Source organism: Geobacter psychrophilus (genome assembly GCF_056821595.1).
The window spans coordinates 3,469,744-3,496,735 of the sequence record NZ_JBXDTU010000004.1; the positions used below are offsets into that span (position 1 = coordinate 3,469,744).

At 49.8% G+C, this 26,992-nt stretch carries 23 protein-coding genes and 1 tRNA gene; 16 read left to right on the forward strand and 8 right to left on the reverse strand.

What is annotated here, in order from left to right:
* The first annotated feature begins 51 nt into the window (after positions 1 to 51).
* The 7 genes from ACOCF6_RS18645 to ACOCF6_RS18675 all read left to right on the forward strand — a co-directional run bounded on the left by ACOCF6_RS18645 (position 52) and on the right by ACOCF6_RS18675 (position 7,776).
* Complete coding sequence (locus tag ACOCF6_RS18645; RefSeq protein WP_482461825.1) at positions 52 to 618, forward strand: ATP-dependent Clp protease proteolytic subunit; 567 nt, start codon at positions 52 to 54, stop codon at positions 616 to 618.
* A gap of 9 nt (positions 619 to 627) precedes the next feature.
* On the forward strand, positions 628 to 2,871 hold the full coding sequence (locus ACOCF6_RS18650) for an ATP-binding protein (RefSeq protein WP_482461826.1): 2,244 nt from the start codon (positions 628 to 630) through the stop codon (positions 2,869 to 2,871).
* The gene (locus tag ACOCF6_RS18655) at positions 2,868 to 3,299 is read left to right on the forward strand and encodes a hypothetical protein (RefSeq protein WP_482461827.1); all 432 of its coding nucleotides are present in this window, start codon (positions 2,868 to 2,870) and stop codon (positions 3,297 to 3,299) included. Before ACOCF6_RS18650 ends, ACOCF6_RS18655 begins: the two co-directional genes overlap by 4 nt.
* A gap of 8 nt (positions 3,300 to 3,307) precedes the next feature.
* Positions 3,308 to 3,691 carry a hypothetical protein gene (locus tag ACOCF6_RS18660; protein WP_482461828.1) on the forward strand — a complete coding sequence of 128 codons (384 nt, stop codon included), beginning with the start codon at positions 3,308 to 3,310 and terminating at the stop codon, positions 3,689 to 3,691.
* Positions 3,692 to 3,709: 18 nt separating this feature from the next.
* On the forward strand, positions 3,710 to 5,308 hold the full coding sequence (locus ACOCF6_RS18665) for a hypothetical protein (protein ID WP_482461829.1): 1,599 nt from the start codon (positions 3,710 to 3,712) through the stop codon (positions 5,306 to 5,308).
* Between the two features lie 151 nt (positions 5,309 to 5,459).
* Positions 5,460 to 6,242 carry a hypothetical protein gene (locus ACOCF6_RS18670; RefSeq protein WP_482461830.1) on the forward strand — a complete coding sequence of 261 codons (783 nt, stop codon included), beginning with the start codon at positions 5,460 to 5,462 and terminating at the stop codon, positions 6,240 to 6,242.
* A 49-nt stretch (positions 6,243 to 6,291) separates the two neighbouring features.
* Positions 6,292 to 7,776 (forward strand): DUF2779 domain-containing protein, encoded by a 1,485-nt coding sequence (locus ACOCF6_RS18675; RefSeq protein WP_482461831.1) that lies wholly within the window; start codon positions 6,292 to 6,294, stop codon positions 7,774 to 7,776.
* Positions 7,777 to 7,790: 14 nt separating this feature from the next.
* On the opposite strand, the gene ACOCF6_RS18680 is transcribed toward ACOCF6_RS18675, so the two are convergent.
* The 3 genes from ACOCF6_RS18680 to ACOCF6_RS18690 are packed head-to-tail and all read right to left on the reverse strand — an operon-like array spanning position 7,791 to position 11,063.
* Positions 7,791 to 8,684, reverse strand: coding sequence for a plasmid partitioning protein RepB C-terminal domain-containing protein (locus ACOCF6_RS18680; RefSeq protein WP_482461832.1), 894 nt, complete (start codon positions 8,682 to 8,684; stop codon positions 7,791 to 7,793).
* A 5-nt stretch (positions 8,685 to 8,689) separates the two neighbouring features.
* Positions 8,690 to 9,556: a ParB/RepB/Spo0J family partition protein gene (locus tag ACOCF6_RS18685; RefSeq protein ID WP_482461833.1), complete on the reverse strand. Its 867-nt coding sequence runs from the start codon at positions 9,554 to 9,556 to the stop codon at positions 8,690 to 8,692.
* Positions 9,522 to 11,063 carry a recombinase family protein gene (locus ACOCF6_RS18690; RefSeq protein WP_482461834.1) on the reverse strand — a complete coding sequence of 514 codons (1,542 nt, stop codon included), beginning with the start codon at positions 11,061 to 11,063 and terminating at the stop codon, positions 9,522 to 9,524. The genes ACOCF6_RS18685 and ACOCF6_RS18690 overlap by 35 nt, the downstream gene beginning before the upstream one ends.
* Positions 11,064 to 11,104: 41 nt before the next feature.
* Between ACOCF6_RS18690 and ACOCF6_RS18695 the strand changes: the two genes are divergently transcribed.
* Positions 11,105 to 11,521, forward strand: a complete 417-nt coding sequence (locus ACOCF6_RS18695) for a hypothetical protein (protein ID WP_482461835.1) — start codon at positions 11,105 to 11,107, stop codon at positions 11,519 to 11,521.
* A gap of 21 nt (positions 11,522 to 11,542) precedes the next feature.
* Here the strand turns inward: ACOCF6_RS18695 and ACOCF6_RS18700 are convergent.
* A tRNA-Val gene (locus ACOCF6_RS18700) sits at positions 11,543 to 11,617 on the reverse strand.
* Positions 11,618 to 11,877: 260 nt separating this feature from the next.
* Between ACOCF6_RS18700 and ACOCF6_RS18705 the strand changes: the two genes are divergently transcribed.
* Positions 11,878 to 12,738 (forward strand): cytochrome c3 family protein, encoded by an 861-nt coding sequence (locus ACOCF6_RS18705; RefSeq protein ID WP_482461836.1) that lies wholly within the window; start codon positions 11,878 to 11,880, stop codon positions 12,736 to 12,738.
* A 134-nt stretch (positions 12,739 to 12,872) separates the two neighbouring features.
* Here the strand turns inward: ACOCF6_RS18705 and ACOCF6_RS18710 are convergent, their stop codons facing one another.
* The 4 genes from ACOCF6_RS18710 to ACOCF6_RS18725 all read right to left on the reverse strand — a co-directional run bounded on the left by ACOCF6_RS18710 (position 12,873) and on the right by ACOCF6_RS18725 (position 17,470).
* Positions 12,873 to 14,090, reverse strand: coding sequence for a putative nucleotidyltransferase substrate binding domain-containing protein (locus tag ACOCF6_RS18710; RefSeq protein WP_482461837.1), 1,218 nt, complete (start codon positions 14,088 to 14,090; stop codon positions 12,873 to 12,875).
* 185 nt (positions 14,091 to 14,275) lie between these two features.
* Positions 14,276 to 16,276: a solute symporter family protein gene (locus tag ACOCF6_RS18715; protein ID WP_482461838.1), complete on the reverse strand. Its 2,001-nt coding sequence runs from the start codon at positions 16,274 to 16,276 to the stop codon at positions 14,276 to 14,278.
* Positions 16,277 to 16,292: 16 nt separating this feature from the next.
* Positions 16,293 to 16,604 carry a DUF485 domain-containing protein gene (locus ACOCF6_RS18720; protein WP_482461839.1) on the reverse strand — a complete coding sequence of 104 codons (312 nt, stop codon included), beginning with the start codon at positions 16,602 to 16,604 and terminating at the stop codon, positions 16,293 to 16,295.
* An 89-nt stretch (positions 16,605 to 16,693) separates the two neighbouring features.
* Positions 16,694 to 17,470 carry an IclR family transcriptional regulator gene (locus ACOCF6_RS18725; RefSeq protein WP_482461840.1) on the reverse strand — a complete coding sequence of 259 codons (777 nt, stop codon included), beginning with the start codon at positions 17,468 to 17,470 and terminating at the stop codon, positions 16,694 to 16,696.
* Between the two features lie 526 nt (positions 17,471 to 17,996).
* Here ACOCF6_RS18725 and ACOCF6_RS18730 point away from each other — a divergent pair.
* The 7 genes from ACOCF6_RS18730 (at position 17,997) to lptG (ending at position 26,983) form a co-directional block, all read left to right on the forward strand.
* Positions 17,997 to 20,144, forward strand: coding sequence for a PAS domain S-box protein (locus tag ACOCF6_RS18730; protein WP_482461841.1), 2,148 nt, complete (start codon positions 17,997 to 17,999; stop codon positions 20,142 to 20,144).
* 100 nt (positions 20,145 to 20,244) lie between these two features.
* Positions 20,245 to 21,375 carry an SPFH domain-containing protein gene (locus tag ACOCF6_RS18735; RefSeq protein WP_482461842.1) on the forward strand — a complete coding sequence of 377 codons (1,131 nt, stop codon included), beginning with the start codon at positions 20,245 to 20,247 and terminating at the stop codon, positions 21,373 to 21,375.
* 47 nt (positions 21,376 to 21,422) lie between these two features.
* Complete coding sequence (locus ACOCF6_RS18740) at positions 21,423 to 22,619, forward strand: M24 family metallopeptidase (RefSeq protein WP_482461843.1); 1,197 nt, start codon at positions 21,423 to 21,425, stop codon at positions 22,617 to 22,619.
* 157 nt (positions 22,620 to 22,776) lie between these two features.
* Positions 22,777 to 24,105 (forward strand): citrate (Si)-synthase, encoded by a 1,329-nt coding sequence (locus tag ACOCF6_RS18745; RefSeq protein ID WP_482461844.1) that lies wholly within the window; start codon positions 22,777 to 22,779, stop codon positions 24,103 to 24,105.
* Between the two features lie 149 nt (positions 24,106 to 24,254).
* On the forward strand, positions 24,255 to 24,635 hold the full coding sequence (locus ACOCF6_RS18750; protein WP_482461845.1) for a desulfoferrodoxin: 381 nt from the start codon (positions 24,255 to 24,257) through the stop codon (positions 24,633 to 24,635).
* 117 nt (positions 24,636 to 24,752) lie between these two features.
* Positions 24,753 to 25,901 (forward strand): LPS export ABC transporter permease LptF, encoded by a 1,149-nt coding sequence (gene lptF, locus ACOCF6_RS18755; RefSeq protein WP_482461846.1) that lies wholly within the window; start codon positions 24,753 to 24,755, stop codon positions 25,899 to 25,901.
* A 2-nt stretch (positions 25,902 to 25,903) separates the two neighbouring features.
* Positions 25,904 to 26,983 (forward strand): LPS export ABC transporter permease LptG, encoded by a 1,080-nt coding sequence (gene lptG, locus ACOCF6_RS18760; protein ID WP_482461847.1) that lies wholly within the window; start codon positions 25,904 to 25,906, stop codon positions 26,981 to 26,983.
* Positions 26,984 to 26,992 lie beyond the last annotated feature (9 nt).

Below are 26,992 nucleotides of genomic sequence, written 5' to 3' on the forward strand. Positions count from 1 at the left end.
CATTCGCCGGGTGTACCTGTAGATCATCACATACTACAGGAGGAACACCCCATGTCAGACAAGGACAAAGAACCAAAAGAAAACGGACTCAATGATTACGGCATTATTTATCTCTCAGGCCCCATCAATGGGGGCACCGCAGAGGGAATTTGCAAGCAGATCATTGAGTACAACATCAAAGGAGAAGTCAACCAGCTTCAGATGATCATCAACTCGCCTGGCGGATCATGCCCAGCCGGTTTTTCCATCATCGACATCATGGAGTGGTCTCGTATCCCGATTTATACCACCGGTATCGGCATGATCGCCTCCATGGGACTCCTGATCTTCATGACCGGTGAAAAGGGCCGCCGAGTCATCACCCCCCGCACTTCAATACTTTCCCATCGTTTCTCTGCATTCAACTTCGGCAATCACAGCCAGCTCATCGCGGGTCGCAAGGAGGAAGACCTGGAGCACGAGCGCATCCTGCAGCACTACCTGACCTATTCAAATATCAAAGACAAGGCCGAACTTGAGACATATCTGCTCAGGGATGTCGATACTTGGCTGTCTCCTGATGAGGCTATAAGTCATGGGCTTGCTGATCTAATTGAACCAATCCGGAAAAGGAAATAGGGGGACGTCATGAATACCGCAAGTATGCAAACAGGCTACTCCCCATGTGATCAGGCTGCTCAGGTTATCGCATTTGCACAGCCAAAAGACCAAACACCTGTATTGCGAGCCTTCAGTGATAACTTTGACCATCTACAGGCACTGGAATTCGAAACAAAACTGATGCTGGCTGCTGCATTCATGCTCAGATGTCAGCAGAAGAGTGTGCCATCTGATGTCCAGTGGAGTGAGTACAGCCTGTATTTCCCTTTTCTCCCCCCAGAGACATCGTTAGAACAGATAAAGGGGCTGTTGCAAAAAACAGCAGAAGAGAACCGTCAGCGGGAAGCGGAATCAACACGCCGCGGAATAAATCTTCTGTTTCCCTTGTTCTGTGGGACATGGCACCTGGAGAGTTTTGAACGCGCTGTAGTCTTGCTTCTGTTTATGAAAGCAACCGCCCCTCAGGTCATAGACATCTTCAAAAAATGCCAGTTTGAGGATGGTAATTATGACGGGATGGAAATTGGCAGCCTGTTGACCATTATCAGTGATTCGCTCCGTGACCATTTGGAGAACCGTCGCTATTTCAGCGTTGATGCAACCTTGAAGCGGGATAGCATCATCATCTTCTGTGGCCATCTTGACGAAAGTACCAATATTCTGAATGTAAGCGTGTGCCTGCACGAGCGGGTCGTGCGTTTCATTCTGGGGGACAACAATCTCTATAACTCGATTTTCAGTGGCATCAAGCGTGAACGAAGTGATGTAAATCTTGGCCAGGTAATCTTGCCTGACAGTTTGAAAGAAGAGATCGAGTCACGAGTCGGCACCTATCTGCAAAGTCGTGAAGATGGCAGCATGCACGAACTTGATGAATTCTTTGGCTACGGTACGGCACTGACTCTTTTATTTCACGGTCCGTCCGGAACCGGGAAAACCATGCTGGCACAGGGTATTGCTAACAGGTTCGGTAAGGAAGTTATCTCTCTAAACATCACAGAGGTCTCCGAGCGTCGCGGGTCGCCAGAAGATCTGCTGGAAGCGGTATTTCACGAAGCTTCGATGCATGGGGCCATTGTATTTCTCGATGAGTGCGATGACCTGTTCGAAAATAACTCAAGAATCAGCAGAGCGTTATTGATCGAAATTGAAAAAGCCCATTGCGTTGTGATCCTTGCCACCAACAAACCCGTTGATCTTGATCCTGCCATGGACCGCCGAATTGCCATGAAAGTCCCATTTCTCCTACCGGACTCAGAACTGCGCTTTGAGATGTGGAAAGCTTTAATTCCTGCTTCGGTGGAACTGTCACCTGACGTAGACCTGAACCAGTTTGCCGAGCGATACCGCTTTAGCGGGGGTCTGATAAAAAACAGCGTCTTTATGGCTCTGGCAGCGATACTGAAAAATGGCGGTAAACGCCCGGTAATTACCCATGAAGAATTGGAAAAAGCAGCAAATCTTCAAACGGCCTCGTTGAGCGACCTGAACCGCATCTGTTTTGTGCGAAAACCTGACAAGCGTATCGATGAATTACCGCTCAGCAGGAAACAGCGAAGTGAATTGAACAATCTGGCAAAGGCTTGGGAATGGCTGAACAGTCAGGATCTGGGATGCAACCTTTTGTTCAATTGTAATGACATCGAGACTGGAGTACATGCTGTTTCCGGGCTTGCAGCCGCTTGCGATATGACTCTCAGAGTTTTCGATTTTGCCCAGGTATCTGCCGTGTATGAAGATGCCAAAGTTATTGATCCGGTATCCCAACGACGGGTGTATCCGATGGTTGCTGCATTTTCAGCGGCAGCCACAGACAAGGCCATCACGCTCTTCATTGATAATGTCGGAGAGGTTGGCAAGATCATTGATACCAACTTTGAGAAGGCTTCCAACAGCATGTACCCGGAAATGCTCGCCCAGCTTCGTACGCAGAAAGGTTTTTTCTGCCTCGTTACAAAAGATCTGAAAAGCGGATTGTGCCCTACTGAGTTTCATCAACTCGTAAATCTGGCTTTCCCGCCTGAAGAGCTTCAAATGCGTTGCTGGGAGGCATGCCTGGGGGAAAACAACTTCAGCGATGAGATCTTGGTAGACATAGTTCAGCAATACCCGATGCATGCAGAAGAAATCAAGTTCATATCCCGACAAGCAACGGTCAGGTCGATCATGCAGAGCGCCAGTACAAAGCCAGACATGAAGTGCATCTTGGATGTCGTGTCCGGGTATCGGAAAAAGATTTCGGCACCGATCCTTTTTGGAGCTGCCACATGACATTGTCGCTAAATAAATTGAAAACCAACGAAATCGAACGGAATGAAAACATCATCAGTCGCTCTGTCAAGGTTGGCATATTTTGGTTGGTAGATAACATCATCGTGGGTGATGTGGTCGAACTGGATGAGGCCATGCCTTACGGGGAGGCTCTCCAGTATGGCGGACATTACGAGTTCTGGGAGAAACTGAAAGCCGACAGCGATGTAGAGTACAAGTTCAAGTCACATGCTTATGACTACTACCCGAGGGGGCGCATGGTCTGTTTTCCGAAACGTCAGACCGTACGGCTATATGTCGACCATTGTATGAATGACGATGCTGTTAATAGTGCCCTGGCCTTCTTCTCACCTCAGGGTTACGAAGTCGAAATTGACACTGATGATCACTACCGCTGTGCGGAGTGTAATCCACACTATATGGAATAGGTGACGCCATGATGATAGGTGACCAAGACGAAGGCTTTGAAAAAGAAGCCAAACTTAGATCAATTCATGCCCAGGTGCTGGAAATTCAGGAAGCACTTTATCAGTGGAAAAAGTTTATGGAGGTGGCCAAGCTGATAAACCCCGAATTGTGTGAAGGGGCCTTTGAGAGGCGACCATGTATAAGAAAGCTTCGCTACATCGGGTATGACAACTGGCCAGAGCCGACCAGATCTGAAATGAATGCAGAAGGACACGGTTATTTCGTCCATGGAAATATCTACAACTCGACTGACTTCAATGGCGCAACTTATTCCATTGAAGGGTGGTCAGAAACAGAGAGTGGAAGAGTAACTGGGTGTGCATACTTTGAATGGATAAAGGAAAGCGATTAAGAGCCCGTGAGACTCAATATGAATCTGGAATCAATTAAAATATGCATACAGTCAAAGCTTGAAACTCTACTAGGGGAAGATCTGCCTCGTCAGGGGATAATTGCTGGCGAAGGCTTGGCAGTTCTTGTTCTCTCATCACTCTGGGGCAGAGAGATTTCGGTCAAACGCCTTGATCTATATAAGGATTGGCCAGATGAAGCTGTAGAAGTGCACGGACCGATACATTATTCCAGACCTTCTCTTGATGATGATTCGTATCACATTATTTCCCAAAACGGTTTCAGTGTTCTATCCTCAAGCACCAATGGCATTCTCACTGCTCATATCATACAGAGGTGTCAGGCAAATTTTGGAAAAGACCGAACCATGGCAATACTGCACGCGCTTAACCTGAATGCTTTTGGAGTCGGCTATGACTGCTACAGCAAACATCTCTATTTCACCGCAGAATTTGTTGAGTTTTTTCGTTCCAGACAGTTGCGCATACAGTCTCCTGTCTCGGCGGAAAGCCTTCTTGAATTGCTAAAATTCCAGCAGATTTGTGATTGCTACGTTGATCTCGAAGAAGAGGTTGACCTGCTTGTGGGGTATAGAAAAATCAGCGACAAGCAAGGACTGGTTGGGGTTTATGGTAACAATGTCAGCGCCCGCGGGAAACTAATATATGATGAATTTAGGCCAGTTTTGGAACCATTTTGCCGACTAATCGAATTTGAACAACCCGTTCTGCCAGGTTTTGAAGTGCCTATGAATTTGCAGTACCAATTGATATTCTATGCTGGAACAGATTGTGGCAGGCATGAAAATCTCATTAATCTACTGACTCATTTCAATTATGTATCTTTTGATTCATATGTATTTGCATTACTGTACAATGTTGCCTTGCGCAGAAGTTCATCAATAATAACAAAAAAACGACTAATAATTGCAATGTCGTATGCAACAACCACTTGCATGGTAATGGTTGATCCGGAATGCCTGCAGCATGATTTTGCTGAAAAACACACAAAATACATTGATCTGTTCAGAGTAATGCACCCATTTTGCGTAAGTACTTTGCTGGCATTGGGTCTTAACATTATCGGAATGTACAAGGCTATATGTTTGATTCGAGCATTCTCCAAGAAAAACGGGAATCAGATTATTGGCCTTATTGAGACCCATAAAAGAATCGGGTACAAGTTGGAGGAGATTTCCAAATCATCAATTGATCAACTTATTGAAACATACAGGGTCACAGCCGGTATTCCGTTGATTGAAAATCAGGTTGATCTCAGCACATTTGAATACCGAGGGTCTGTGGTAGAGTTAACAACCACCGCTGAACTCGAAATCGAGGGTTGGAGAATGAATAACTGCGTGGGAGGTTATGCGGCGGTTCTAAAATCAAATTCAGGGAAGACCAGGATTTTTCATATCGACGGAATGAGCCCTTCAACAGCAGCTATTTACTATGAAGAAGATAGTAGGGACGTCATATTTGAGGTTTATGGCCATAGTAACCGAGATGCTCTCCCGGAGCATTTAATTGTCGCTGAACGGCTGGGAAGTTATCTGCTCAATACACTATGGAACAGATACAAAAGTAGTGAGTTCGAGTCGTTACTGGCTGCATAGCCACTCTGAGTTATAAATGATGCTTCAGGTAGACCGCACAAGTGATAAGCGTTTATAGCGGTAGGATAGTGGTAGTAAGGCAATCACTGATTGATTCATCCCAATCTGACCATGCAAAATACTTATCTATTCAATTAAACAGGGAGTGAAAATGAATATTAGGGAAATTGTCGGCATCGCGCCAAATTACAGCCTGATTAACAGGGAGGAGCGTAATTTTGCGGCCATTTTATTTGCCGCGCTTTGCAAACCGGGTAATTCCGAAAGATTTTTGAGTTATTGCGAGTATCATCCCGATTTTGGCGACGATTTTGGCATTTACGTTGAATATTCCTATCTTCGTGACTTGTGGAACAGCCTTAAAGACGAGAATGTGAAAAAAGAAATTATACGACAGCACCTCAGGATCAACAATATTGATGATATTCTGGATCAACCAATTGTGGAAATAAATCGGAAATTCGGTGTCGGTGGTTCTCCTTCTCGTGACTTTATTCAGTATCCTGGGAAATGGGCTATCATCAACTACAATAATAACTTTCCAGATAACACAGACTTTTTGAAGATCTGCAGGTTCAAATGGTCATTTAATATTAAACCGGACATTGTTATTCATTTAAATAAGGACAAGGCAATATGTATTGAAGCGAAATACGAATCGCGCGAAGGGCAATACCCTGCATCCGGGCTTGAGAAAGATATCTTCAAAAAACGAAATGTCCCTTATATCGGCCAAATGGAGCTGCAGAAATACATGATGGAGGAACTTCTCGGCATAAAAACTGATTTTATGTTCCTGGTGTTCAAAAAAGAGAAAAGTGATACTCACAAGGTCGTGAGTTGGAGTGAAGCATTTGGCTGCCTTGATTTGAGTGATTTGCCGCCGTTTGCTATTGAGATGGCAGGCAGAATCTCAAATTCACAGTCCTTGTGATTAATCAGCCTGCAATATATCTCCTCTTGCAGTTGAAAAGGATATCACCATGAATAACAAGAAGAGCAGTTTTTTTCTCAGCAAATCCCGTTTCATTAAAGGGATGCAGTGCCACAAGGCCCTTTGGCTCCAGACTCATAAACCCGAATTGCAGGATGAGGTGAGCGCATCACAACAGGCAGTGTTTGATGCAGGTACCGACGTGGGTGTCCTTGCTCAAAGTCTGTTCCCAGGAGGTACTGAGATCCCTTTCGAAGGGTTGTCGGTTCCTGATCAGCTTGCAATGACTCAGGCTGAAATCAAAAAGGGTACAAAGACTATCTATGAAGCCGCCTTCAGCTTTGATAACGTTTTCTGCAAGGTTGATATACTCCACAAGGGCAGGAGCGGCTGGGAACTGTATGAGGTAAAGGGCTCGACAGAAGCAAAAGAAGTCTATCTGAATGATATTGCCGTTCAGTACTATATCGCGGCAGGATCTGGAATAACCGTTAAAAAGGCTTCGCTGGTCCACATCGATAACAGCTATGTGCGTGATGGAGATATTGATGTCCAAGGACTCTTCGCAATTCAGAATGTTACCAAAACGATTCTTGAACGGCAGCCCGCTGTGACTAAAGAGCTGAAGGCAATGAGAGACATGCTTAAAAAAGAAGTGCCGGCAATCGATATCGGTCCTCACTGTTCTGATCCTTACACCTGCTCTTTCCATGGACATTGCTGGGAACATATACCTTCTCCGTCGGTATTTGATTTTGCTGATATCGGGAAGCCGAACGGATTCATTCTTTATAATCAGGGCATTATCAAGATGAAGGATGTTCCGCGCGATTCACTCGGATGGCGCCAACAGTTGCAATACGACGGTACATTGAATAAGAAGAATGCATTTGAGACCGATGCAGTCAGGAAATTTCTTAAATCACTTTGGTATCCGCTGGCATTTATGGATTTCGAAACCACCTATATGACTCCGGTACCTCTGTTTGACGGAACACGGCCTTTTCAATCGGTGCCATTCCAATATTCCCTCCATTGGGTCAAATCAACCAAAGGCAAGCTAAACCATTGTGAATTTCTCGGATCAGTCAAAGGCGATCCTCAGAAACAGTTCCTTACCACTTTGTTGGACTCAATTCCGGAAAACGCATGTGTGTTGACCTGGAATAAGGCATTCGAGGGGAAAGTTTTACGCGCTCTAGCCGAACTATTCCCGAAATACCAAAAACGGATTCAGTCTGTTCTCGACAACATGGTTGACCTGATGGCCCCTTTCCGGAGCAAACATATTTATCACTGGCAATTTGAGGGTTCGTATTCCATCAAGTATGTTCTTCCTGCGCTAATACCGGAATTGACGTATGAATCATTGAATATTTCGGATGGGGGAACGGCTGCTGAAAGTTGGTTGAGAATGAGAGCGTCAACAAATGTAGAGGAACAAGAGCAAATCAAGCATGATCTTCTGGAGTACTGTCATCTTGATACGCTGGCTATGGTAAGGATTCTGGATAAAATGAGAGAGCTGGTCTAGTTTATAGATTTTTCTCACTCCATATTTTTCAGCCTGAAAAAGTCAAGCTCAGCGATATGCTTGAATTTGTCATAAGTTGGTCCATGTAATTCACACAGATATTTTGCAACCGCGTCGTTGCAGAGCAGACTTTTCAGATATGCCTGCATGGATGTCATATCGATCATCGCTGTACCGTACTGCTCCTTCAATGAGCCTATTTCCCTGGATAGGGCAAGACTCTCTTCCTCAAGACGAGCCTGGCGAGCCAATATTGCCGGCGTCTCCTTTTTCGGTTTGCCTTTATTGACAAGCTGATTTGCCGGTGTTGCATCCAGAAGGGCCTTGGCATAGTTGCAGTTGAACTTGTTCTGGTCATTCATCAACATGGCAGCGTTAATCTGCCGGGGCGCTTTCATTTTTCTCAATACCCTGAACACCGGTTCCGGCACGGCCTTATCCTTCAGCAGTTCGACCGCCTCGGGGCAGATACCTTCAAGCAGATTCTTCTTATTTCTGATGGTTCCGATGTCGAGATTCAGGACACGGGCGAGCTTTTCCTCGGAGACTCCTGACTGTACAGCCTTCACGATCATGCGATGTTCCTGAATTGCAGAAAGCCGATTGATATATTTGTTGTAGGTATAGGTCTCGTCATCGGTGGAGATCAGACAGGCGACGCGCTCCACTCCCAATTCCTTCAAGGCCATTATCCGCAGATGGCCATCGAGCAGGAGATACCCTTTCCCCTTTTTCAAGGGTGCGACCACAGGGGCTTCGATAAGGCCCACTTCCCGAATTGAGGAAAGGACCTGAGCATACTTTCTGCATTTCCTTGCACAGATGGAAATACTTTTGGTGGGGAGCAACTCCTCCACGGCAAGTTCGATCAATTTTTCCTGGAATCCCTGCTTTATTATGTTTGCCATCGCCGCTACCTTTTCAGAAGATCCGTTACATGCAGAGGTATTTCATACATGCCAACGGCCTTCAGCTGATTGGTGAAATGGACATCGTTCAATAACTGGCGCAAAGCCACGGCTGTGTAATCCAATACATCCTTGATATAGTTCGACTGAGCCAGCAGCCGTTTCTTTTCTCTGGCTCCATTCTCATAGGCTGCAATCAGATCTTCTGCCGAGACTTTGGCATTATCACGGTGTGGAGCTGAAAGCCCTTTGCCGTAATGTTTCCGCCGGGAGATGATTTTCTGCAAAACAACCAGCTTCTTCCCGGTCAAGGCCCCCGATTCATACGCTTCCGTCAAGGCCATCTGTACAGCGGTGTCGTCTTCCGCCGCGATGTTCAGCGCCTGGTATAACGGAATTCGCCCCTTTTCCACGGCGTTGACCAGGTATTCCTCCCCCTCTTCGAGCAGCCGGATGATGCCTCGAATATAGTCTTTTCCAAGGTTGGTCTTGGCAGCAATGGCATCGTCCGCGTACCCCTGGCCTTTCAGATACTTGATGCTCTGCAGGAGTTCCAGGGCACTGCTGTTGCGCCGGGCGATATTCTCCACCAGGCTCATGAGATGTGCATCTTCTTCACTTACCTCGCGAACGATCGCGGGGATTTCAGTCACCCCGGCGGCAATGTAGGCCTCGATCCTCCCTTGCCCACAAACCAGGTCATATTTCTTGCCGTTTTTCGAATCTTTTCTGGGAGCGACTGTTATGGGCCTTTTCAGGCCGACGCTCCGAATGTTCTGCCGGATTTCTTCGGCAATGATCTGATTGCGCACCCGTGGGTTCAGGATGTGAATATCTTCAATGGGAATAAGCGCTACGGCCCCATGATCCATGTTCCACCGCCTTGTCGAGAGAGATGTTGATGCTCAGCTTCAGCAAATAATCCAGAGTGTCGGTACGAAAGCCGTCAAGAAATCCTGCGTTCACCTCCGACAGTTTCAACTGCCCATCTGAAAACTCCAGCGCGGGCAGGATGTAGTAATCCTGAATCGCTTCATTACGGATATCCATGCGTACCGCCACGGTTATGTCGGGACGAAGGCCGCTGTCAAAGCGGATTTTCCAGCGCCGGATTCCGGCAGGGGTAATGAAACAGCGGCTGATGACAACTGAAATGAACAGATTGCAATTCAACTCCAGCAGGTAGCTTTCCCGATCGATGGGAATCTTCCTGCCGCAAAGGTTCTCTATGGTGCGGACTACATCGGTAACAATCTCGGCATGGAGGGTGCGCAGCCTCTGGTTGATGGCAACATACTGGTAGTCGCGCTTCGGGGTATACCCGATCATCTGATAGACCCGCAGAAGGCCGCCGAAACGATTGCGGATCAGACTGCAGGGAGGTAAGAAATCAGCTTCGTCAATGATCAGTGCGGAAAGGCGTCCCTGCCTGGCGTATAAATCCCGTAGCCCCTGCAGCAGCTCTTCGTCGGTAGTCTTTTTGTTACGTTCCCGGTATATTCCTTGGACTGTGTAGAAACGCTCCATGTCCACTACGGGCTCGAAGGCGTGTTCCTTACGAACCCATTCGCTTTCCGGATTGGGCTTGGCTCTGCTCTTCATCTTGCCCGATGTGCGGTTGAATAAGTTGTTGCCGACGTACTTCTCATTGGTCAGCACCTCGCATACGGTCCCTCGTGACCATGGACGGTCAAAATGGGTTTTTACCCCTTGTGTGTTCAGCTGGGTCGCAATTTCAGTTTCACTCGTCCCGGCAATGAACTGGTCATAAATCCAGAGCACAATCCGACAATCCTCGTCTGACCCCGGCATCAGAATCACCCGTTCGGTGAGCAGGCTTTTACGCTGCCCCATTGCCAATTCCTGCTTGGGGTTACCGGCTTCATCCAAGAGCATGCGCCGGAGCCCGAAACCCGCCACGCCTCCCTGCCGGTATCCTTTTGATACCAGATTGCATTGTCCCGCCCATACCTTCTGCGAGAGCTGGCGGCAATAGTCGCTGGCGCTTTCATCCCGAAGCAGGGTCATAATACGGTCGGCAATGTTGCTGGTTAACGTAAGTGGTTTTTCGCATGACTGACACAAAACGTTTTTGCGTTCCAGCCTCATACGGTGATACTCAGCCTCTCGGCTGTCTACAAACCGTCCCCAGCGGCTTTCGTCCAGATACAGGACAATGTTGTATCCATTCCGACCTTGCTCCACATCATCAATCAAGCTCTGAAACTGTTCCCGCTTTTCCGTGTTTATTCCGCTAACGCCCAGGTCAGCATAGGCTTTGATAATTTCAATTCCGTATTGAGCGGCATAGGTACGTATTGCACGTTCCTGGTTTTCTGGCGACTCCACCTGCAACTCTGTGGACATACGGATATACATGGCCCCCTTCAGGCGAAGGCTCATTATTTGGCTTGGAGTATATGCCGTTCCCGTTTGCAGCATTTTCTGCATATCTCCTTGTTACAACTCAAAATATTCCTGTAATACTTTCATCCAACAAGGGGCGTATGTCTACAATGAATTTGTGGCAGATTAGCCACAAAAAAGATCTCAACAATGGCGATGTAACGAGATATATTATGAGGTTGCTGCAAAAGCAGGGGATTACGACAAAGCAGGTGGCGAGCGACCTCAACATACCTGTCGAACGGGTACGGAACTGGTATTATCGGGATACAGGCATGACAGCTCTTGATCTGCTGAGGGTGATGCAGGAATATGAGTTTGTCAGGCAGGCGGTTGAAGGTTCATCGTCGCTTGAATGCGATGAAAAAAGACTACCCAGCAACACAAAGTGCTCCATATGTGCTCCACAAAATAAAAAACTGGTTAGCTAATTAGCTAACCAGTTGATTTTGTGGTGGGCGCTGCGGGTTTCGAACCTGCGACCCCTGCCGTGTGAAGGCAGTGCTCTCCCGCTGAGCTAAGCGCCCTGAATGATTAATTGAATAGCAGAGCGGATCGCCCGTGTCAAGCTCTCAGATGTGGACTGATAGTGTAAACAAGATAAGTATTGTCTTTTATTTTATTGTGATATCCATATGTTGTGCGAATAATTGTGGTTATTTTTCATTGACGACTCTGCCAAAGAGTGGCATTATCCCGAATTATTTTTAATTACTGTTTGAAAAACTGATGACCATTCATCGCATGAATTGGTTTACAGAATTATATTTTTGCATGAGGAGGAACGATGAAGAGTCTGGAAACGATGTTGAGGGTAGTTTTTGTTACAGCCATGCTGACCGCTATGCTGGCGGTTTGTGCATATGCTGCCGACAAGCCGGTGTTGACCGTTGCTGACTGTGGTAAGTGCCATTCGGCTGCACCTGCTGACATTGCAGCAAATGGTGGAGCGCACAAGACGAGTGTTTCATGTCAGGATTGCCACGCAGGTCATCCGCCATCAGTCAAAAAAATTATCCCGGTCTGTAGCCAGTGCCATTCTGAGAAGGCGCACTACAAGCTGGCCAACTGTCTGCGGTGCCATAACAATCCGCATACCCCGAAAATCATCAAGCTTGCAAACAATATCACCGAAGAATGTCTGACCTGCCATACCAATCAGATCATCAAGCTGAAGCAGGTCAAGAGCAAGCATACCAACCTGGCTTGCAGTTTCTGCCACAATGTTCACGGAAAAATCCCGCAGTGTACCCAGTGCCACAAGCCGCATAGTGCTGATATGGTGGCCACTGAATGTAAAAAATGCCACCAGGCCCATATGCCTACAGCAGTATTTATGACTCCTGATACACCTAACAAGATGTGTGCAGCCTGTCATAAGAAACCGTTCGAGATGCTTGCCAGCAGTGATGCCAAGCACAAAGCTGTGCTTTGCGTAACCTGCCATAAGGACAAGCACAAATCGATTCCAACCTGCCAGAGCTGTCACGGTGCACCGCACCCGGCCAGCATGATGGCTCGTTTCACGAAGTGCGGCGAATGTCATAGCGTTGCACATAAATTGAATCATTGGGAAGCAGGCACGTTGAAAGCAACCGATAAGCCGACACCTGCCGCGTTGCCCAAAAAGGGCTCCAAGAAAAAATAGGTAGCGTACTGAAGTAGCAGTAAGAAGGCCGGTGAATGATTTCACCGGCCTTCTTTTGTTTGATGGTTGGAAAGGTATTTGCTGAAACTATTAGTAAGTTAGAAGTTATTTGTCCTGGTTATAAGAGTTCGGGGTTACACGATTGAAAAGTTGGTGTGAATGATTTTCTGCAAATCCTCGATCCTAATAATAGCGTGGCGAATGCGCTCACGTTCATCGGCAGACAGTTGGTAGGGATTAAGATGGTATGAATCATTCTGGATGCCTTTGATGGCCTTGATTTGCAGCAGGATGCGGTGTTTGGTCAGAATATGATAGGCGCTTCGCAGGTCGCTGGCCATGGAAGATGAAAAACTGCCTTCCTGTTCAAGCAGACAGATACGCTCAACGGTGTTCGTAGCCGGAATGCTCTGATTAATGGACAGGATGCGGACATTCATCACGAGCGGTGCCCATGCCAGCAGTTTCAGGTTGAATTCCCCCTTGTGCTCACCGCTGCTTTCCGTCCAGAGCCGCTTCAGAAAACCGAGGGCCAGTTTCATCTCGGTGGCGGCCTTGGCCATGCCCCATAACACTCTGGAATAGTCCCGCTCCATATCCCTGATCATGGTAACCAGCTCATTCGCCAGGCTGCGATCGCCGGCCACATAGCGGGCATCAGAGAGGACAATCAGGTCCATCATGTTTTTTGCGTAATCCGCTACCTCATAGCGGACAATTGCCAGCAGCCGCTTGCGCCATTGTGACAGCGAGCCTCGCCATGTCTGATTGGAAGGCATTATTCCACCGGTGCAACGTTTGAAGCCGGCCTCTTCCAGTCGATCCACCAGCAGGTTGGAGTAGTCAAGAAAGTAATAATCGACTGCTTCACCGCCCCCATCGCCGTACACAATAAGATAATCCTGGTCAGTAATCAGGGTCTGTTCCTCGCGGCCATCACTGCCCATGCTGACCAATGCAAAGGGTATATCCGGCAGTGGTCTGCCCGCTGCCTCCATTTCAGCCGCAACCAATACCATGGCCCGTTTGGCTAATACATCCCGGTAGTGTGTGCAGGATTGGTGCAACGAGGAAACAGAGGATGTCAGCAGAAAGCGTTCCATTTCGATCCGGTTCAGGTCATCATGGATACCCTTGAGTCCATGGCTATCCGCTCTGTCGATGGCACGGTCAAGTTCAGTCGCTTGTACATTCCATTCGGCCATGCTCTCGCGGTCGTGGATCAGGTTGGCATTGAGACTCCGCAGAAACGTGCTGATCTCGGCTGCTGTGCAGTAGCGGGTTATGGTACTCAGATCGTTAAATTGCCCCGTCAGTGTGTCCGGGGTGTGGGGGAGAGGGGTGGTCTCCACGATGGTCTCCTCATGCACGCAGCTGGAAATGCTGATGGGCTTGATAATAAAAAAAGGGAAGGCCGAAGCCCTCCCCACTATACCACAATCAAATAGAAATCAAAGCATCAGACCCGATAATCGGGATACGTACGTTAGAGAAAGTGTTTTCTGCAAAAGTTCACAGAAAACACTTTCCAACTTACTTAATGGTCAATAGCCTTGGCCATGCCGAGGCCGGTATTCTGGCGGACATAGACCTCGTCAAACATTTCTTCGGAACGTTTGTTGGGGAAGAGCAGAGCACCGAAAATTGCGGCAAGGAAACCGAGCGGGATCGATATGATGCCCGGGTTTTTCAGTTTCAGGATCGGCTCGCTGAGGCCCATGATGGACTTGCCGTCTTTGCCGAGAACATCTTTTCTGGCTTTCTCAAGGGCCTTGGTATCTTTGGCATCAAGTGCTGCACCAGGAGGCAGGGCAGCCTGTTTCTTTTCCAGGGCGGTGATCACCTTTTCGGCGCCTTTGGCAACCAGTTTCGGATAGGTCATGTTGGGGGAAACCATAACCAGGCCGATGGAGGCGATCGTACCGACCACCAGACCGGAGATGACACCGGCGGTGTTGAACTTGCGCCAGAACAGCGACAGTACGACGACCGGCAGGTTGCCGGAGGAGGCCACAGCGAAGGCCAGGGCCACCAGGTGGGCAACGTTGGCTTTCTCGGCAATGATACCGATGAAAATGCCGACGGCTCCAACCACCAGCGAGGTGATGCGGGCTGCCATAACCTGCTCGTGCTGGTCGGCATGGCCGTCCTTGATGACGTTAACATAGATGTCGTGGGCGATGGCGGCCGAAGCAGCCAGAACCAGACCGGACACAACCGCCAGGATCGTGGCGAAGGCCACCGAACAGAGGAAGGCCAGGAAGATATCGCCGATGATCGGGGCGATGTCGGCACCCAACTGCTGAGCCAGCAACAGGGTGGCCATGTTACCGCCGGCGTCAACCTGGGTAATGCCCTGCGGAGTGACGTGGATGGCAGCGCCGAAACCGAGCAGGGTGGTCAGGACGTAGAAGCCGCCGATGATGAACATGGCGATGATAACCGACTTGCGGGCGGCCTGTGCGGTCGGTACGGTAAAGAAGCGCATCAGGATGTGCGGCATACCGGCGGTACCCAGAACCAGGGCCATACCGAGGGAGATCTGATCCAGCGGAGCCTTCATGAACAGGCCGGGCTCAAGGAAGCGCTGACCGGCATCCACGCCGTTCAGGGTAACGCCATCCTTCAGCACCAGCTTGGAGACGTGATCCTGGATATCCAGGCTGTTGACGATGTCATTGAAAAAACCGATCGGGTTGAATCCTGCCTTCATCATGACCAGGAAGGAGAGCAGGAAGGCGCCCGACATGAGCAGGCCGGCCTTGATGATCTGGACCCAGGTAGTGGCGGTCATGCCGCCGAAGACGACGTAGCCGACCATCAGGATACCAACGCCGATGATGGCGGTCCGGTAAGGAACGCCGACCAGCAGTGCCATCAGTTTGCCTGCGCCGACCATCTGGGCGGTCAGGTAGAAGGTCGAGACAGCCACGGTAGCCAGAGCTGCCACGGCGCGAACCGGCTTGGGGTCGGTACGGAAGGAGAGGATATCCCCCAGGGTGTACTTGCCGGCGTTGCGGCACGGCTCAGCCACGATCAGCAGAACCGTGATGTAGGCCACCAGCCAGCCGACCGAGTACATGAACCCGTCATAGCCGTACAACGAGATCATACCGGAAATACCCAGGAAGGACGCGGCCGACATGTAGTCGCCTGCAATCGCCCAGCCGTTCTGGGTACCGGTGATACCACCACCGGCTGCATAGAAGTCGGCAGTCGTCTTGGTCTGCTTGGCGGCCCAGACAACAACACCCAGGGTGATGCCGATGATGACGGCGAACATGGAGAGGGTGATCGCCCGGTTGGCTTTCAGCTCTCTTTTCGGTTTTATCGGTGCAGCCGGTGCAGCAGCAGGTGCCGGTGTAGCTGCTCCCGGTGCGGCAACAGCAGCAGGTGCGCCGGGTGCGGCGGCAGGAGCCGCTGCGGTGGCAGCAGGAGCTGCACCGGCAGCGGGGGCGTTCTTCGGCTCTTCAGCAAAGGCGGCTCCGGCAACGGTGAGGGTCAAACTGGCGGCGATGATGATATTCTTGAAAGTCATGTCGTATCCTCCTTTTCTAAAGATGAAGTTCGTCGATAAGTTCTTTGGTCAACCGGTCGAAATCCTTGTTGGCAACGTGGGCATAATACAATGCCAGCGCCCAGGATACGAAGAACTGGGAAAGGGCGAAGACATACCCGAAATTGATGACACCAATCATCTTGATCTTGAAGAGACCTGGTGCATAGGCTGCTCCGATGGGGAGCAGGAAGTAATACACGCTGGAGAAGATCCACCAGCCAAAAAGAAATGCCTGCTTTTTGTGGTGGAGTTCTACAAATTTAGGGTTTTTTGCGATTGCTGCCCAGTCATACTGTTTCTCTGCCATGAGATACTCCTTTCTTATAGATGTTCGTTGTACAGCACAGGGTGTCGATCTCCGTTCATGCCTCCTTTCGAAGTATTTAATTCAAATCTTTATACGGGGGTTTTTGCATAACCGAATTTCATGGAAAGGGTTTTGGCGCTCTCCTGCATGGATGGAATGATTTCCATTTCAAGCCGTTCCTGAAGCATGCGGAAGGATGGTGCCAGCATGGTCAGTGCTCCCACGACCTTGCCGGCATAATCCCTGATGGCAACTGCTACAGCGCAGATTCCTTCTCCCAGACCGCCGAAGTCAACAGCTACACCGGATTGGCGAATATCACTCAATTCCGTTTCAAGTTTCTTTATATCGGTTATGCCACTCATGCTGGCCCTGCGTTTGCCCAATCGTTCAATCATGTCGGTAGAACTCATGGCCTTGATGGCCTTGCCGGCTGCATTGGTAAAAAACGGGAAACGTCTGCCTACCATGGCAGTGGTTTTGATCTGCTGAAATGAATCGACCATATCCAGAAAAAGAACCTCATCATTGTTCATAACGGTCATATAGACCGCTTCATCGTGCTTGCGTGCCAGTTCTTCCATGACCGGATGCGCTAATCTGATGAGGCTGGCGCTTTTCAGGATGTGCTGCGACATTTCAAAGGCATATATTCCGAGTCGGAAGGTGCCGGTTGACTCGTCGCGCTCGATAAGTCCTTTGTCCTCCAGTGTTGCCAGAAGCCGGAATATCTTGCTGCGGCTCAGATCAAGTTTTTTTGCCAGAACAGGTATCGTTGCAACCGAGTCTTCGGCAGCAAGGACTTCAAGAAGGTCAAATGCCTTGAGTACGGACTGAACTGAATATGCCCCTTTTTCTTTGTCCATGTGCACTCCGCGACTGGATTCGGGTGTGTTGTAACATATGTTTTAAAACCATTTTTAAATCATTTGATACTTTTGTAATACAATGTTCTAAATAGGTCAACATTTTTTTAGCATAAAAAATATGAGTATAAAAAAATACCTCAAAAACAGCCTGTTATAATAAAATATCCATCCACAAAAGTTTAATTTCGTCGATTTTAATAATGTAACCACTGTTTTATTATATTGTAATTTGCGCGATGAACTCGCTTCGCGAAGAGCATAATGCGTGCCGTAATTTGATTATCGGTCAGAATCTGTTTTGCCCGTATGTACCCTGTTCATTGAGGCTGACAAAAAGAACTTCGAAAAAAACATGTATACTTTGTATTCGGGTTCGGGCTGACCAGTGCTGGATGGCTGAAAAAAACTATTGCGACCGGCAGTGGTTCGCAGGTACTATCCGCGCAATATTTTCAGCAGTGTTGAGCATGTGTTCTTTGCCCATTCGCGTATGCGTAATTGAATTTTCCTCCTTCGAGCCCCCATGACACTTTCGCGCAAAATAGTCCTTGTAATTGTCAGTACCTTTATTGCCCTGATTTTTATTGCTGCGGTGACCTCTGACATTATTCTGCTCAACAGCTTTGCCATGTTGGAAAAAAAAGTGCTCAGGGATGATGTCGCAAAGGTTGCCAACGAGATTGAAGAAAGCTTTCCCGAACTGGATGCTGCTGCTAAGGACTATGTTGATATGCTTCGACAGGGTGCCGCAAAAGCAATCGACTCCCTGGATGTCAACTCGTTCACGACGCACCGGATCGATTTTATCGCTTGCTATAGCAGCGCCGGAGATCTGCTTGCTTCCCGGGCAGCAGATTTTCATGGACGCCGTGCCGCTGAGTTGACGCAAGAACATCTTCGCGATCTGCGGCAGGCATCCCTCTACTACCTGGAGCGGGTCGCCACCACCCCGTTGCATGGTTATTTGGCGTTGAACGGAGATGTGGCGCAGTTGACTTGGCGGGCGTTGGTTAATGGAAGCGTTCTGGTGGTTGGCAAGTATGTCGATAATGAAGAACTGCACCGTATTTCCGCACTAACCAAATTTGCTATAGATGCCCGGCCGGTTGCTGCTGTCGGACAGCCCGCCGATTTCATACAAGCACGTACCAAGCTCACCAGCGGTGAATTATTTCATACCTCTACCCATGAGAATAGCCAGATTTCTGGTTATTCACTTTTCAATGATATCTACGGCAAGCCGGCTCTGCTGCTCAAAATCACAGAGCCGCGTCTGATCTATGAACAGGGGAAGGTCAGTATTAGCTATATACTTATTGTACTGGGTATTTCCGGTGCTGTTTTCTGTGTTGTTATGCTCTTTTTTATCCGGGATACGGTACTCAAGCGTCTGACTATGCTCATCTCAAAGATGGGCGACATCAGCAGGCATGGCAATATATCGGAACGGCTCGAGATCCATGGGGAGGACGAGCTGGAGGATCTGGCCGGCTCGATCAATGCGATGCTCGCATCGCTTGAGTCAGCCGAACATGCTGTCAAGGAGAGTGAGGAACGTTATCGTGCCCTTTTCGAACGAGCTCCGGATTCAATTATCATCATAGGGACAGAAGGGGCTGAAGCCGGCCGTATTGTGGATGCAAACAGAGCCGCTGCTCATCAGCATGGCTATAGCATCGAGGAGCTTTGCTCGTTAACGATCCATGATCTCAACACACCGGAGACCAATCTTGTTTCCGGTAAGATCATGGAACGAATTGCCAATGGTGAGTGGGTCACGTGCGAGCTATGGCATTTCAGAAAAGATGGCTCACAATTTCCCATTGAAGTTCATAGCGGACCGTTCACTATTGGCGGCCGCAACTATATCCTCGGTTTCGACCGCGACATCACTTCACGTAAATTGGCCGAAGAGAGTGATCGGATGTACCTTGAACAGATCAGCATGTTGAATATTGAGCTCTGTTACAAGGCAGCCGAGCTGGAAGTGGCAAACAAGGAGCTGGAGTCATTTAATTATTCGGTCTCGCATGATATGCGCGGGCCCCTGACCCGGATATCAGGATACTGCCAACTGATGCTTGATGATGACACTGCAGTTGATCCCCAGATCAGAACCTATCTGCAGAGGATTTACGAATCCTGTTGCTGGCTGGATGAAATGCTCGACGCCATGCTCAAGCTTTCCCGGTTGGCCCGTACTGATTTTGTCCCAGTGGAGGTTGATCTCAGCGCAATTGTCGCGGATGTGTTGGGCGATCTGGTTCAGGCTGAACCGGACAGGGTTGTTGATGTGAGTATTGCCCCTGAAGTGATGGTGGTTGGCGATGCTCGCTTGCTCAAGATACTGGTGAGTAACCTGATAAATAATTCCTGGAAGTACAGCGCCAGATCGGAGCGAACCAGTATTGAATTCGGTGTGATGAAAAACGGCATGCAGCCGGTATATTTTGTCCGTGACTGTGGTGCCGGTTTTGACATGAAGGATGTTGATAAACTTTTCCGCGTATTTACCCGTCTGCATGATCCTACTCAGTTCAGCGGCAGCGGTATAGGGCTGGCCACGGTTCAGCGGGTCGTTGCCCGTCATGGAGGAAGAGTTTGGGCTGAGGGTGAGGTGGGGCGCGGTGCGACTTTTTTCTTTACCCTCGCGCCTGACATATGCAGGTAGTAACAGGTACATTTTCCTCAATTAAAGCGGGAAAAACCTGGAAGGCTGATTCGAAAGGCACACCCCCAGTATGGGGAAACTATGTCGAGGAGGAACCTTTATGGGTTTATGGGACAAATTAAAGGCAGAATTGATAGACATCGTACAGTGGCTGGATGATACCAATGACACCATCGTATATCGATTTGAACGCTATGGAAATGAGATCAAGTACAATGCCAAGCTGATTGTCCGCGAAGGGCAGATGGCTGCCTTTATCAATGAAGGGCAATTGGCCGATGTATTCAAGCCGGGCACCTATACGCTTACAACACAAAACCTGCCGCTGCTTGCGACCCTCAAGGGGTGGAAATACGGATTCGAATCGCCCTTCAAGGCTGAGGTGTATTTCTGCTCAACCCGCCAGTTCACCAATCTGAAATGGGGTACACCCGGGCCGGTGACCATGCGTGACCCCGAATTCGGTGCTGTTCGTGTGACAGCGTACGGACTTTACTCCATCAAGCTCAAGGACCCGGCAGTATTTATCCGTGAGATTGTCGGCACTGACGGCAACTTCACCACAGAATCCATTCAGGATAACCTGCGCGGCAAGATCGGCATGCGCATCAAGGAAGTTCTGCCTGACGCCGGTATCCCGATAATCGATCTGGAGGGCAAGGTCGTCCAGCTGGCTGAGACCATGAAAACCAGGATCGCTCCCGCCATTGAAGCGCTGGGGCTTGAACTGACTGAGGTGCAGGTGCAGGATATCGGCCTGCCGGAAGAGGTGGAGCAGGCAATTGATAAAGCCGGTGCCATGCGGGCTATCGGCGATATGCAGAAGTTCACCCAGTACGAAACAGCCAATTCCATCAACGACGCCGCCAACAATCCGGGCGGCTTGGCCGCTGCCGGAGTGGGTGTCGGCATGGGGATTGGTATCGGCGGCCAGATGTCCGGAGCCATGGGTGGGATGTTTGCCGGGCAGGCACAGCCGCAGCCTGGAGTCGGAGGTGCATTGTCGGCTCCTCCGCCTTTGCCTCCTCAGGTTCAGTTCTATGTTGCTGTTAATGGACAGCAGGCCGGTCCATTCGATTTGGCGGCGTTGCAGCAGATGGCCCGCTCCGGACAATTGACCCGCGAAAGTCTGGTATGGAAGCAGGGCATGACAGCCTGGGATGCAGCCGGGCAGGTTGCAGAGATGTCGGCCCTGTTCGAAGCTGTTCCTCCTCCGCTTCCGACTGTCTAACCGTATGTCCACATCCATGCAGCTTGATAAATAAGAAAGGTTTTTCCATGCGTCTTACACCTGCTACCGAACTCGAATACCGCTGCAAGAAACTTCAGGACCTGATGGCAGGGCAGGGGATGGATGCGGTGATCATTATCCAGAATGCCGACCTGTTTTACTTCACCGGCACCACCCAGAGCGGATGCCTGTATGTTCCTGCTCAGGGGCAGCCGATCTACATGACCCGTAAGGATTTCAGCCGGGCGCGGATGGAGTCAGGTTTGAAGGAGGTTGTGCCATTCGTTTCCATGAAGGATATTCCTGCTATTCTGGCCCGGTTCGGATATCCCCAGCCGAAGCGGATCGGCATGGAGCTGGATGTTGTGCCGGTTAACTTTTTCGCGCGCTATAAAATTGTCTACCCCCATGCCGAATATCTGGATGCCACGCCGCTGATCCGTCAGGTACGGATGATCAAATCTCATTACGAGATCCATTTGATGAAGGATGCTGCCGATCAGGTTCATCGGGTTTGGTTGCGGGCCGGAGAGGTGATCCGCGAGGGGGCTACCGATCTGGAAATTGCCGCTGAGCTGGAATATACCGCCAGGAAAGACGGGCACCAGGGACTGGTCAGGATGCGCGGATTCAACTCTGAATTGTTTTACGCCCAGATATTTTCAGGTACAGACAGTGCAGTGCCGGCCTATGCCGATACGCCCCTGGGGGGGCTGGGACTGAATCCATCATTCGGGCAGGGTGCCGGACTCAAGCGCATTGAGCGCGATGAACCAATCATTATCGATTTTGCCGGCTGTGTTGATGGCTACCTGGTTGATCAGACCCGTGTTTTTGCCATTGGCGGTATATCCGAGCGTCTCCAGCGGGGCTATGACGATATGCTGGCGATCCAGCGCCACATGATGAAAATAGCTGTGCCGGGGATCAGTTGGGGAGCGGTCTACGATGAATGTCTGGCTTTGGCGGTCGAGTTGGGCTACGCAGATAATTTTATGGGATTCACGGGGTCGCAGGTCTCCTTCATTGGCCATGGAGTGGGTATCGAAATCGATGAATTCCCGCTTATTGCCCGTGGTTTTAATGATATGAGACTGGAGGTGGGGATGGCCTTTGCCTTCGAACCCAAAGTCGTTTTTCCGGGCGAGGGCGCCATCGGTATTGAAAACACCTTTTACATCAGCAATGACGGGCTCAAACAATTGACGTACTCTAGTGAAGAGCTTGCATTTCTGACACAATAATCATCCCGCAAAATTTTTGTTGCATTTTATCAAAGCTTTGGTATAACTACGGCACCAAATTGTATACAGTATTCTAAAAAGCGAGTATTTCTTCCTGTAACCATCTGATTTATCAGATAGTTTCATTTCACCCCCACCAAGAAAGGAGAGTACACAAATGGCTTTGAAAGAAACACTCAAGCAGAAGATCGAGGAGCATCGTCCGCGTACCACCCGTCTCGTCAAAGAATTCGGCAAGGTAATCATCGATCAGGTTAACATCGATCAGTGCATTGGCGGTGCCCGTGACATCCGCAGCCTCGTAACCGACATCTCTTACCTGGATCCTCAGGAAGGCATCCGTTTCCGTGGCAAGAACATCCCCGAAACCTTTGCAGCGCTGCCAAAGGCCGCCGGTTCTGCGTATCCGACCGTCGAGTCCTTCTGGTATTTCCTGCTGACCGGTGATGTTCCTACTGATGCTCAGGTTGCAGAGGTTGTTGCCGAGTGGAAGACCCGCCAGGTTGTACCCCAGTATGTGTTTGATGCCGTTCGCGCCCTGCCGCGTGACAGTCATCCGATGGTCATGCTTTCGGTTGCCATGCTGGCAATGCAGAAAGACTCCAAGTTTGCCGCTTGCTACAACTCCGGCAAATTCAACAAAATGACCGCCTGGGAAACCGTCTATGAAGATGCCTGCGACATCGTTGCCCGTATCCCGGTAGTTGCTGCCTTCATTTACAACCTGAAATATCGTGGCGACAAGCAGATTGCAATCGACCCAACCCTCGACATGGGTGCCAACTTTGCCCACATGATCGGCCAGAAAGAGGAGTACAAGGACGTTGCCCGTATGTACTTCATCCTCCACTCCGACCACGAGTCCGGAAACGTTTCAGCACACACGACTCACCTGGTTCATTCAGCACTGTCAGACCCTTACTACGCATACTCTGCAGGTCTGAACGGCCTGGCAGGCCCGCTGCACGGCCTGGCAAACCAGGAAGTTCTCGACTGGACCCTCAAGTTCCAGGAGAAATATTGCAAAGGCGTCGAGCCGACTCCAGAGCTTATCAAAGCTGCTCTCTGGGATACACTCAACGCCGGTCAGGTTATTCCGGGCTACGGCCATGCCGTTCTCCGCAAAACCGATCCACGTTACATGTCACAGCGTGAGTTCTGTCTCAACACCCCCGGCCTGAAAGACGATGCATTGTTTAAAGTCGTTTCCATGATCTTTGAAGTTGCCCCCGGCGTACTGACAGAGCACGGCAAGACCAAGAACCCATGGCCAAACGTTGATGCACAGTCCGGCGTTATCCAGATGTACTACGGTCTGACCGAGTTTGATTACTACACCGTTCTGTTCGGTGTAGGTCGTGCACTTGGCTGCATGGCCAACATTACGTGGGATCGTGGTCTGGGATACGCAATCGAGCGTCCTAAGTCCGTTACTACTGCCATGCTTGAAAAATGGGCTGCAGAAGGTGGCCGCCAGCTTTCCTGATAACTCAATTCATTCAGTTTTTTATGGGGATGCGGCAACGCATCCCCTTTTTTTGTATTTCCTGTTTGCAAAAAACTGAAAGTGCGATATAAAGGATAAAATTTGTCGTGTTAGGCAAGGATGTAAATTTCACAAAAAAGGAGAGGAATATGCCGAAAAGTCTTGAAGTCTACAAATGTGCACTATGCGGAAACATTGTTGAGGTTGTTCATGCCGGCGGAGGAGAACTCGTCTGCTGCGGTGAAGCTATGGGGCAGCTGACTGAGAACACTGTTGATGCAGCCAAAGAGAAACATGTCCCGGTCATCGAGAAAGTCGCCGGCGGTTACAAGGTAACGATCGGCAGTGTGCCCCATCCGATGGAGGAAAAACACTATATCGAGTGGATCGAACTGATAGCTGACGGCAAGGCTTACCGCCAGTTTCTCAAGCCGGGTGAAGTGGCCACAACGGTCTTCTGTGTCGAGGCCGCCAGCGTGACGGCACGCGAACTGTGCAATCTGCACGGCTTGTGGTCGGCTACCGCGTAAATTTCTCGAACCATATTTTCAAGTGAAGCCTGCCAGGTTCTAAAAGCCTGACAGGCTTTTTATATTTCATGCACCCTGTCTTTACAGTCGTGACGTAGTCATGTATCATCACCCGCAATGAAACGTATTCTCAGCCTGTACATAATCCGCGAAATTGCCTCTCTGTTTCTGCTCGGGATCATGGTGTTTACCCTGGTTCTGCTGATGGGACGCCTGATCAAGCTGACTGACCTGGTAATATCGCGAGGCGTACCTTTGGCAGATGTCAGCCGGATGATCCTGTACCTGATGCCTTCCTTTCTGGTGTTTACCATTCCGATGGCTTTTCTTCTTGCAGTTCTGCTGGCATTTGGCCGTTTGTCGGCCGATAACGAGATTACGGTTATGAAGGCCGGCGGTATCAGCCTGATGCAGATGATGCCACCGGTGGTGCTGTGCGGACTGTCAGCAGCGCTGCTGACGCTTGTTGCCAGCACGGTTGGTGTTCCCTGGGGCAATAGCGCCTTCAAGAGCCTGAGCTTTGATGTGATGAAGCAGAATGTGGCCGCAACGGTTCGCGAAAAGGTCTTTTGGGATGATATACCCGGAATTGTCATGTACATCGAGCACTATGATGAGGAACGACATGCCCTCAAAGGTGTCATTATCCATGATGGTCGCGATCAGAGGCGGCCGTTGACCATCTTTGCAGCGGATGGTGTTATCGGCGGGGCAACTGCGCAGCATGATATCCGCCTGGCTCTCAATAATGGCAGCATACATGTTGCCGGCAAGGCTGATGAATACCGCTTGATTCATTTCGGGGAGTATATCATGACGATCGGAGGTTCCGGCCAGGGGAGCGGGATTGGCAGGAATGAACAGGATATGACGGTCGCGGAGTTGCTCCGGCAGATTAATAGCCCTGCCACGACGAAAACGGTTCGCTTGAAAACAACGTCCGAGCTTCACAGCCGCTTTGCTTTTCCGTTTGCTTCACTGGTGTTTGCGGTGGTGGCAGTGCCGCTCGGGATGCAGAATCGCCGTTCGGGAAAGTCGGCCGGATTCGCCACCAGTATCGGCATTCTGCTGGCCTATTATGTTGTGCAGTCGCTGTTGAGGACTCTGGCTGACAAAGGGAGCCTGCCGCCTGTTCTGGCGCTGTGGCTGCCCAATCTGATCTTCCTCGGTCTGGGATGGTATCTGTTGCGGCAGGCGTCGCTGGAACGCGGTCTTCATTTCCCGAAGGTTCCGGGCGTGTTTCTCCGTAACCGGAAGACGTCCTGAGCATGGGCATACTCAATCGCTACATAGCTATTGCCTGGTTACGGCTTTTGGCGTTATGCCTGGGCAGTTTTGTGGCTGTGTACCTGGTTTTGGATATGATGGACAAGATCCCCCGATTCATTCGCGCCGGTGGTGCTGTCCCGGATATGTGCGCCTTTTTCATCTTTAAGCTGCCTGAAATGGTTGGTCAGACCGCTTCCTTTTCGATTCTGATGGCCACCCTGCTGACGCTGGGACTGTTTTCCCGCAACAGTGAAATTACCGCCATGCGCAGTTGCGGAGTCAGCCTGTTTAAAATTTCGCTGCCCATGCTGGTACTCGGCCTGGTAGCCAGTCTGCTGCTGCTGGTTAATGCGGAACTGATTGTACCGAAAAGTTATGAAAACATGGAGCGGATAGAGAGGGTCTCCATCAAGAAACAGGGTATTAATGCGGTGTTCAAGCGCAACAACATCTGGTTTCGCTCCGATTCGATGATCCTGCAGGCTCAGCTGTTTGAGCCGAAGGAGAAGACGCTCCAGGGAATCATCGTCTGGAAGCTGGATGCATCCATGAATCCGCTTGGTCGAATTGACGCCGAATCTGCGGTGTTTCAAAATGATCGCTGGATATTGAAAAAGGCCGTTGTGAAAGATTTCACCCTTGGGCAGGGCTTTACCACTCGAACGGTGCCGGACATGGAGATCGCCCTTAAACTGCGGATTGATGACCTGAAGGTGCTGGATAACAACGCGGATAATCTCAGCTATCGCAAATTGAAGGAATATGCAGACAATCTGCGCAGCGGTGGTTATCAGGCCTTTCGCTACATGACCATGATGCACGCCAAGCTATCGGCCCCCTTTGCCGCCTTTGTGATGGTGGTGCTGGGCATACCCTTTGCCATCAGAAACAGCCGTTCAGGCGGTATAGCCCTTGGCATCGGGGCGAGCGTCGGTATCGGGTTTGCCTATTTCGTCGTAAATGCAGTGCTGCTCTCATACGGTCGCAGTGGTGTGCTGCCACCGGTTGTGGCGGCCTGGGGGGCAAACCTGATCTTTGTTCTGGGTGGAGTCTGGCTTTCGATGACGGTAAGGGACTAATGCAGATGC

Excerpts from the sequence above, each read along its gene's own strand:
- ACOCF6_RS18740 (WP_482461843.1), top strand. The coding sequence starts at position 21,423 with ATGCGTCTTACACCTGCTACCGAACTCGAATACCGCTGCAAGAAACTT.
- ACOCF6_RS18745 (WP_482461844.1), top strand. The coding sequence starts at position 22,777 with ATGGCTTTGAAAGAAACACTCAAGCAGAAGATCGAGGAGCATCGTCCG.
- lptG (WP_482461847.1), top strand. The coding sequence starts at position 25,904 with ATGGGCATACTCAATCGCTACATAGCTATTGCCTGGTTACGGCTTTTG.
- ACOCF6_RS18675 (WP_482461831.1), top strand. The coding sequence starts at position 6,292 with ATGAATAACAAGAAGAGCAGTTTTTTTCTCAGCAAATCCCGTTTCATT.
- ACOCF6_RS18750 (WP_482461845.1), top strand. The coding sequence starts at position 24,255 with ATGCCGAAAAGTCTTGAAGTCTACAAATGTGCACTATGCGGAAACATT.
- ACOCF6_RS18655 (WP_482461827.1), top strand. The coding sequence starts at position 2,868 with ATGACATTGTCGCTAAATAAATTGAAAACCAACGAAATCGAACGGAAT.
- ACOCF6_RS18720 (WP_482461839.1), bottom strand. The coding sequence starts at position 16,604 with ATGGCAGAGAAACAGTATGACTGGGCAGCAATCGCAAAAAACCCTAAA.
- ACOCF6_RS18725 (WP_482461840.1), bottom strand. The coding sequence starts at position 17,470 with ATGGACAAAGAAAAAGGGGCATATTCAGTTCAGTCCGTACTCAAGGCA.
- ACOCF6_RS18685 (WP_482461833.1), bottom strand. The coding sequence starts at position 9,556 with ATGGATCATGGGGCCGTAGCGCTTATTCCCATTGAAGATATTCACATC.
- ACOCF6_RS18730 (WP_482461841.1), top strand. The coding sequence starts at position 17,997 with ATGACACTTTCGCGCAAAATAGTCCTTGTAATTGTCAGTACCTTTATT.
- ACOCF6_RS18680 (WP_482461832.1), bottom strand. The coding sequence starts at position 8,684 with ATGGCAAACATAATAAAGCAGGGATTCCAGGAAAAATTGATCGAACTT.
- lptF (WP_482461846.1), top strand. The coding sequence starts at position 24,753 with ATGAAACGTATTCTCAGCCTGTACATAATCCGCGAAATTGCCTCTCTG.
- ACOCF6_RS18690 (WP_482461834.1), bottom strand. The coding sequence starts at position 11,063 with ATGTATATCCGTATGTCCACAGAGTTGCAGGTGGAGTCGCCAGAAAAC.
- ACOCF6_RS18715 (WP_482461838.1), bottom strand. The coding sequence starts at position 16,276 with ATGACTTTCAAGAATATCATCATCGCCGCCAGTTTGACCCTCACCGTT.
- ACOCF6_RS18650 (WP_482461826.1), top strand. The coding sequence starts at position 628 with ATGAATACCGCAAGTATGCAAACAGGCTACTCCCCATGTGATCAGGCT.
- ACOCF6_RS18695 (WP_482461835.1), top strand. The coding sequence starts at position 11,105 with ATGCCGTTCCCGTTTGCAGCATTTTCTGCATATCTCCTTGTTACAACT.
- ACOCF6_RS18670 (WP_482461830.1), top strand. The coding sequence starts at position 5,460 with ATGAATATTAGGGAAATTGTCGGCATCGCGCCAAATTACAGCCTGATT.
- ACOCF6_RS18665 (WP_482461829.1), top strand. The coding sequence starts at position 3,710 with ATGAATCTGGAATCAATTAAAATATGCATACAGTCAAAGCTTGAAACT.
- ACOCF6_RS18705 (WP_482461836.1), top strand. The coding sequence starts at position 11,878 with ATGAAGAGTCTGGAAACGATGTTGAGGGTAGTTTTTGTTACAGCCATG.
- ACOCF6_RS18645 (WP_482461825.1), top strand. The coding sequence starts at position 52 with ATGTCAGACAAGGACAAAGAACCAAAAGAAAACGGACTCAATGATTAC.
- ACOCF6_RS18735 (WP_482461842.1), top strand. The coding sequence starts at position 20,245 with ATGGGTTTATGGGACAAATTAAAGGCAGAATTGATAGACATCGTACAG.
- ACOCF6_RS18660 (WP_482461828.1), top strand. The coding sequence starts at position 3,308 with ATGATGATAGGTGACCAAGACGAAGGCTTTGAAAAAGAAGCCAAACTT.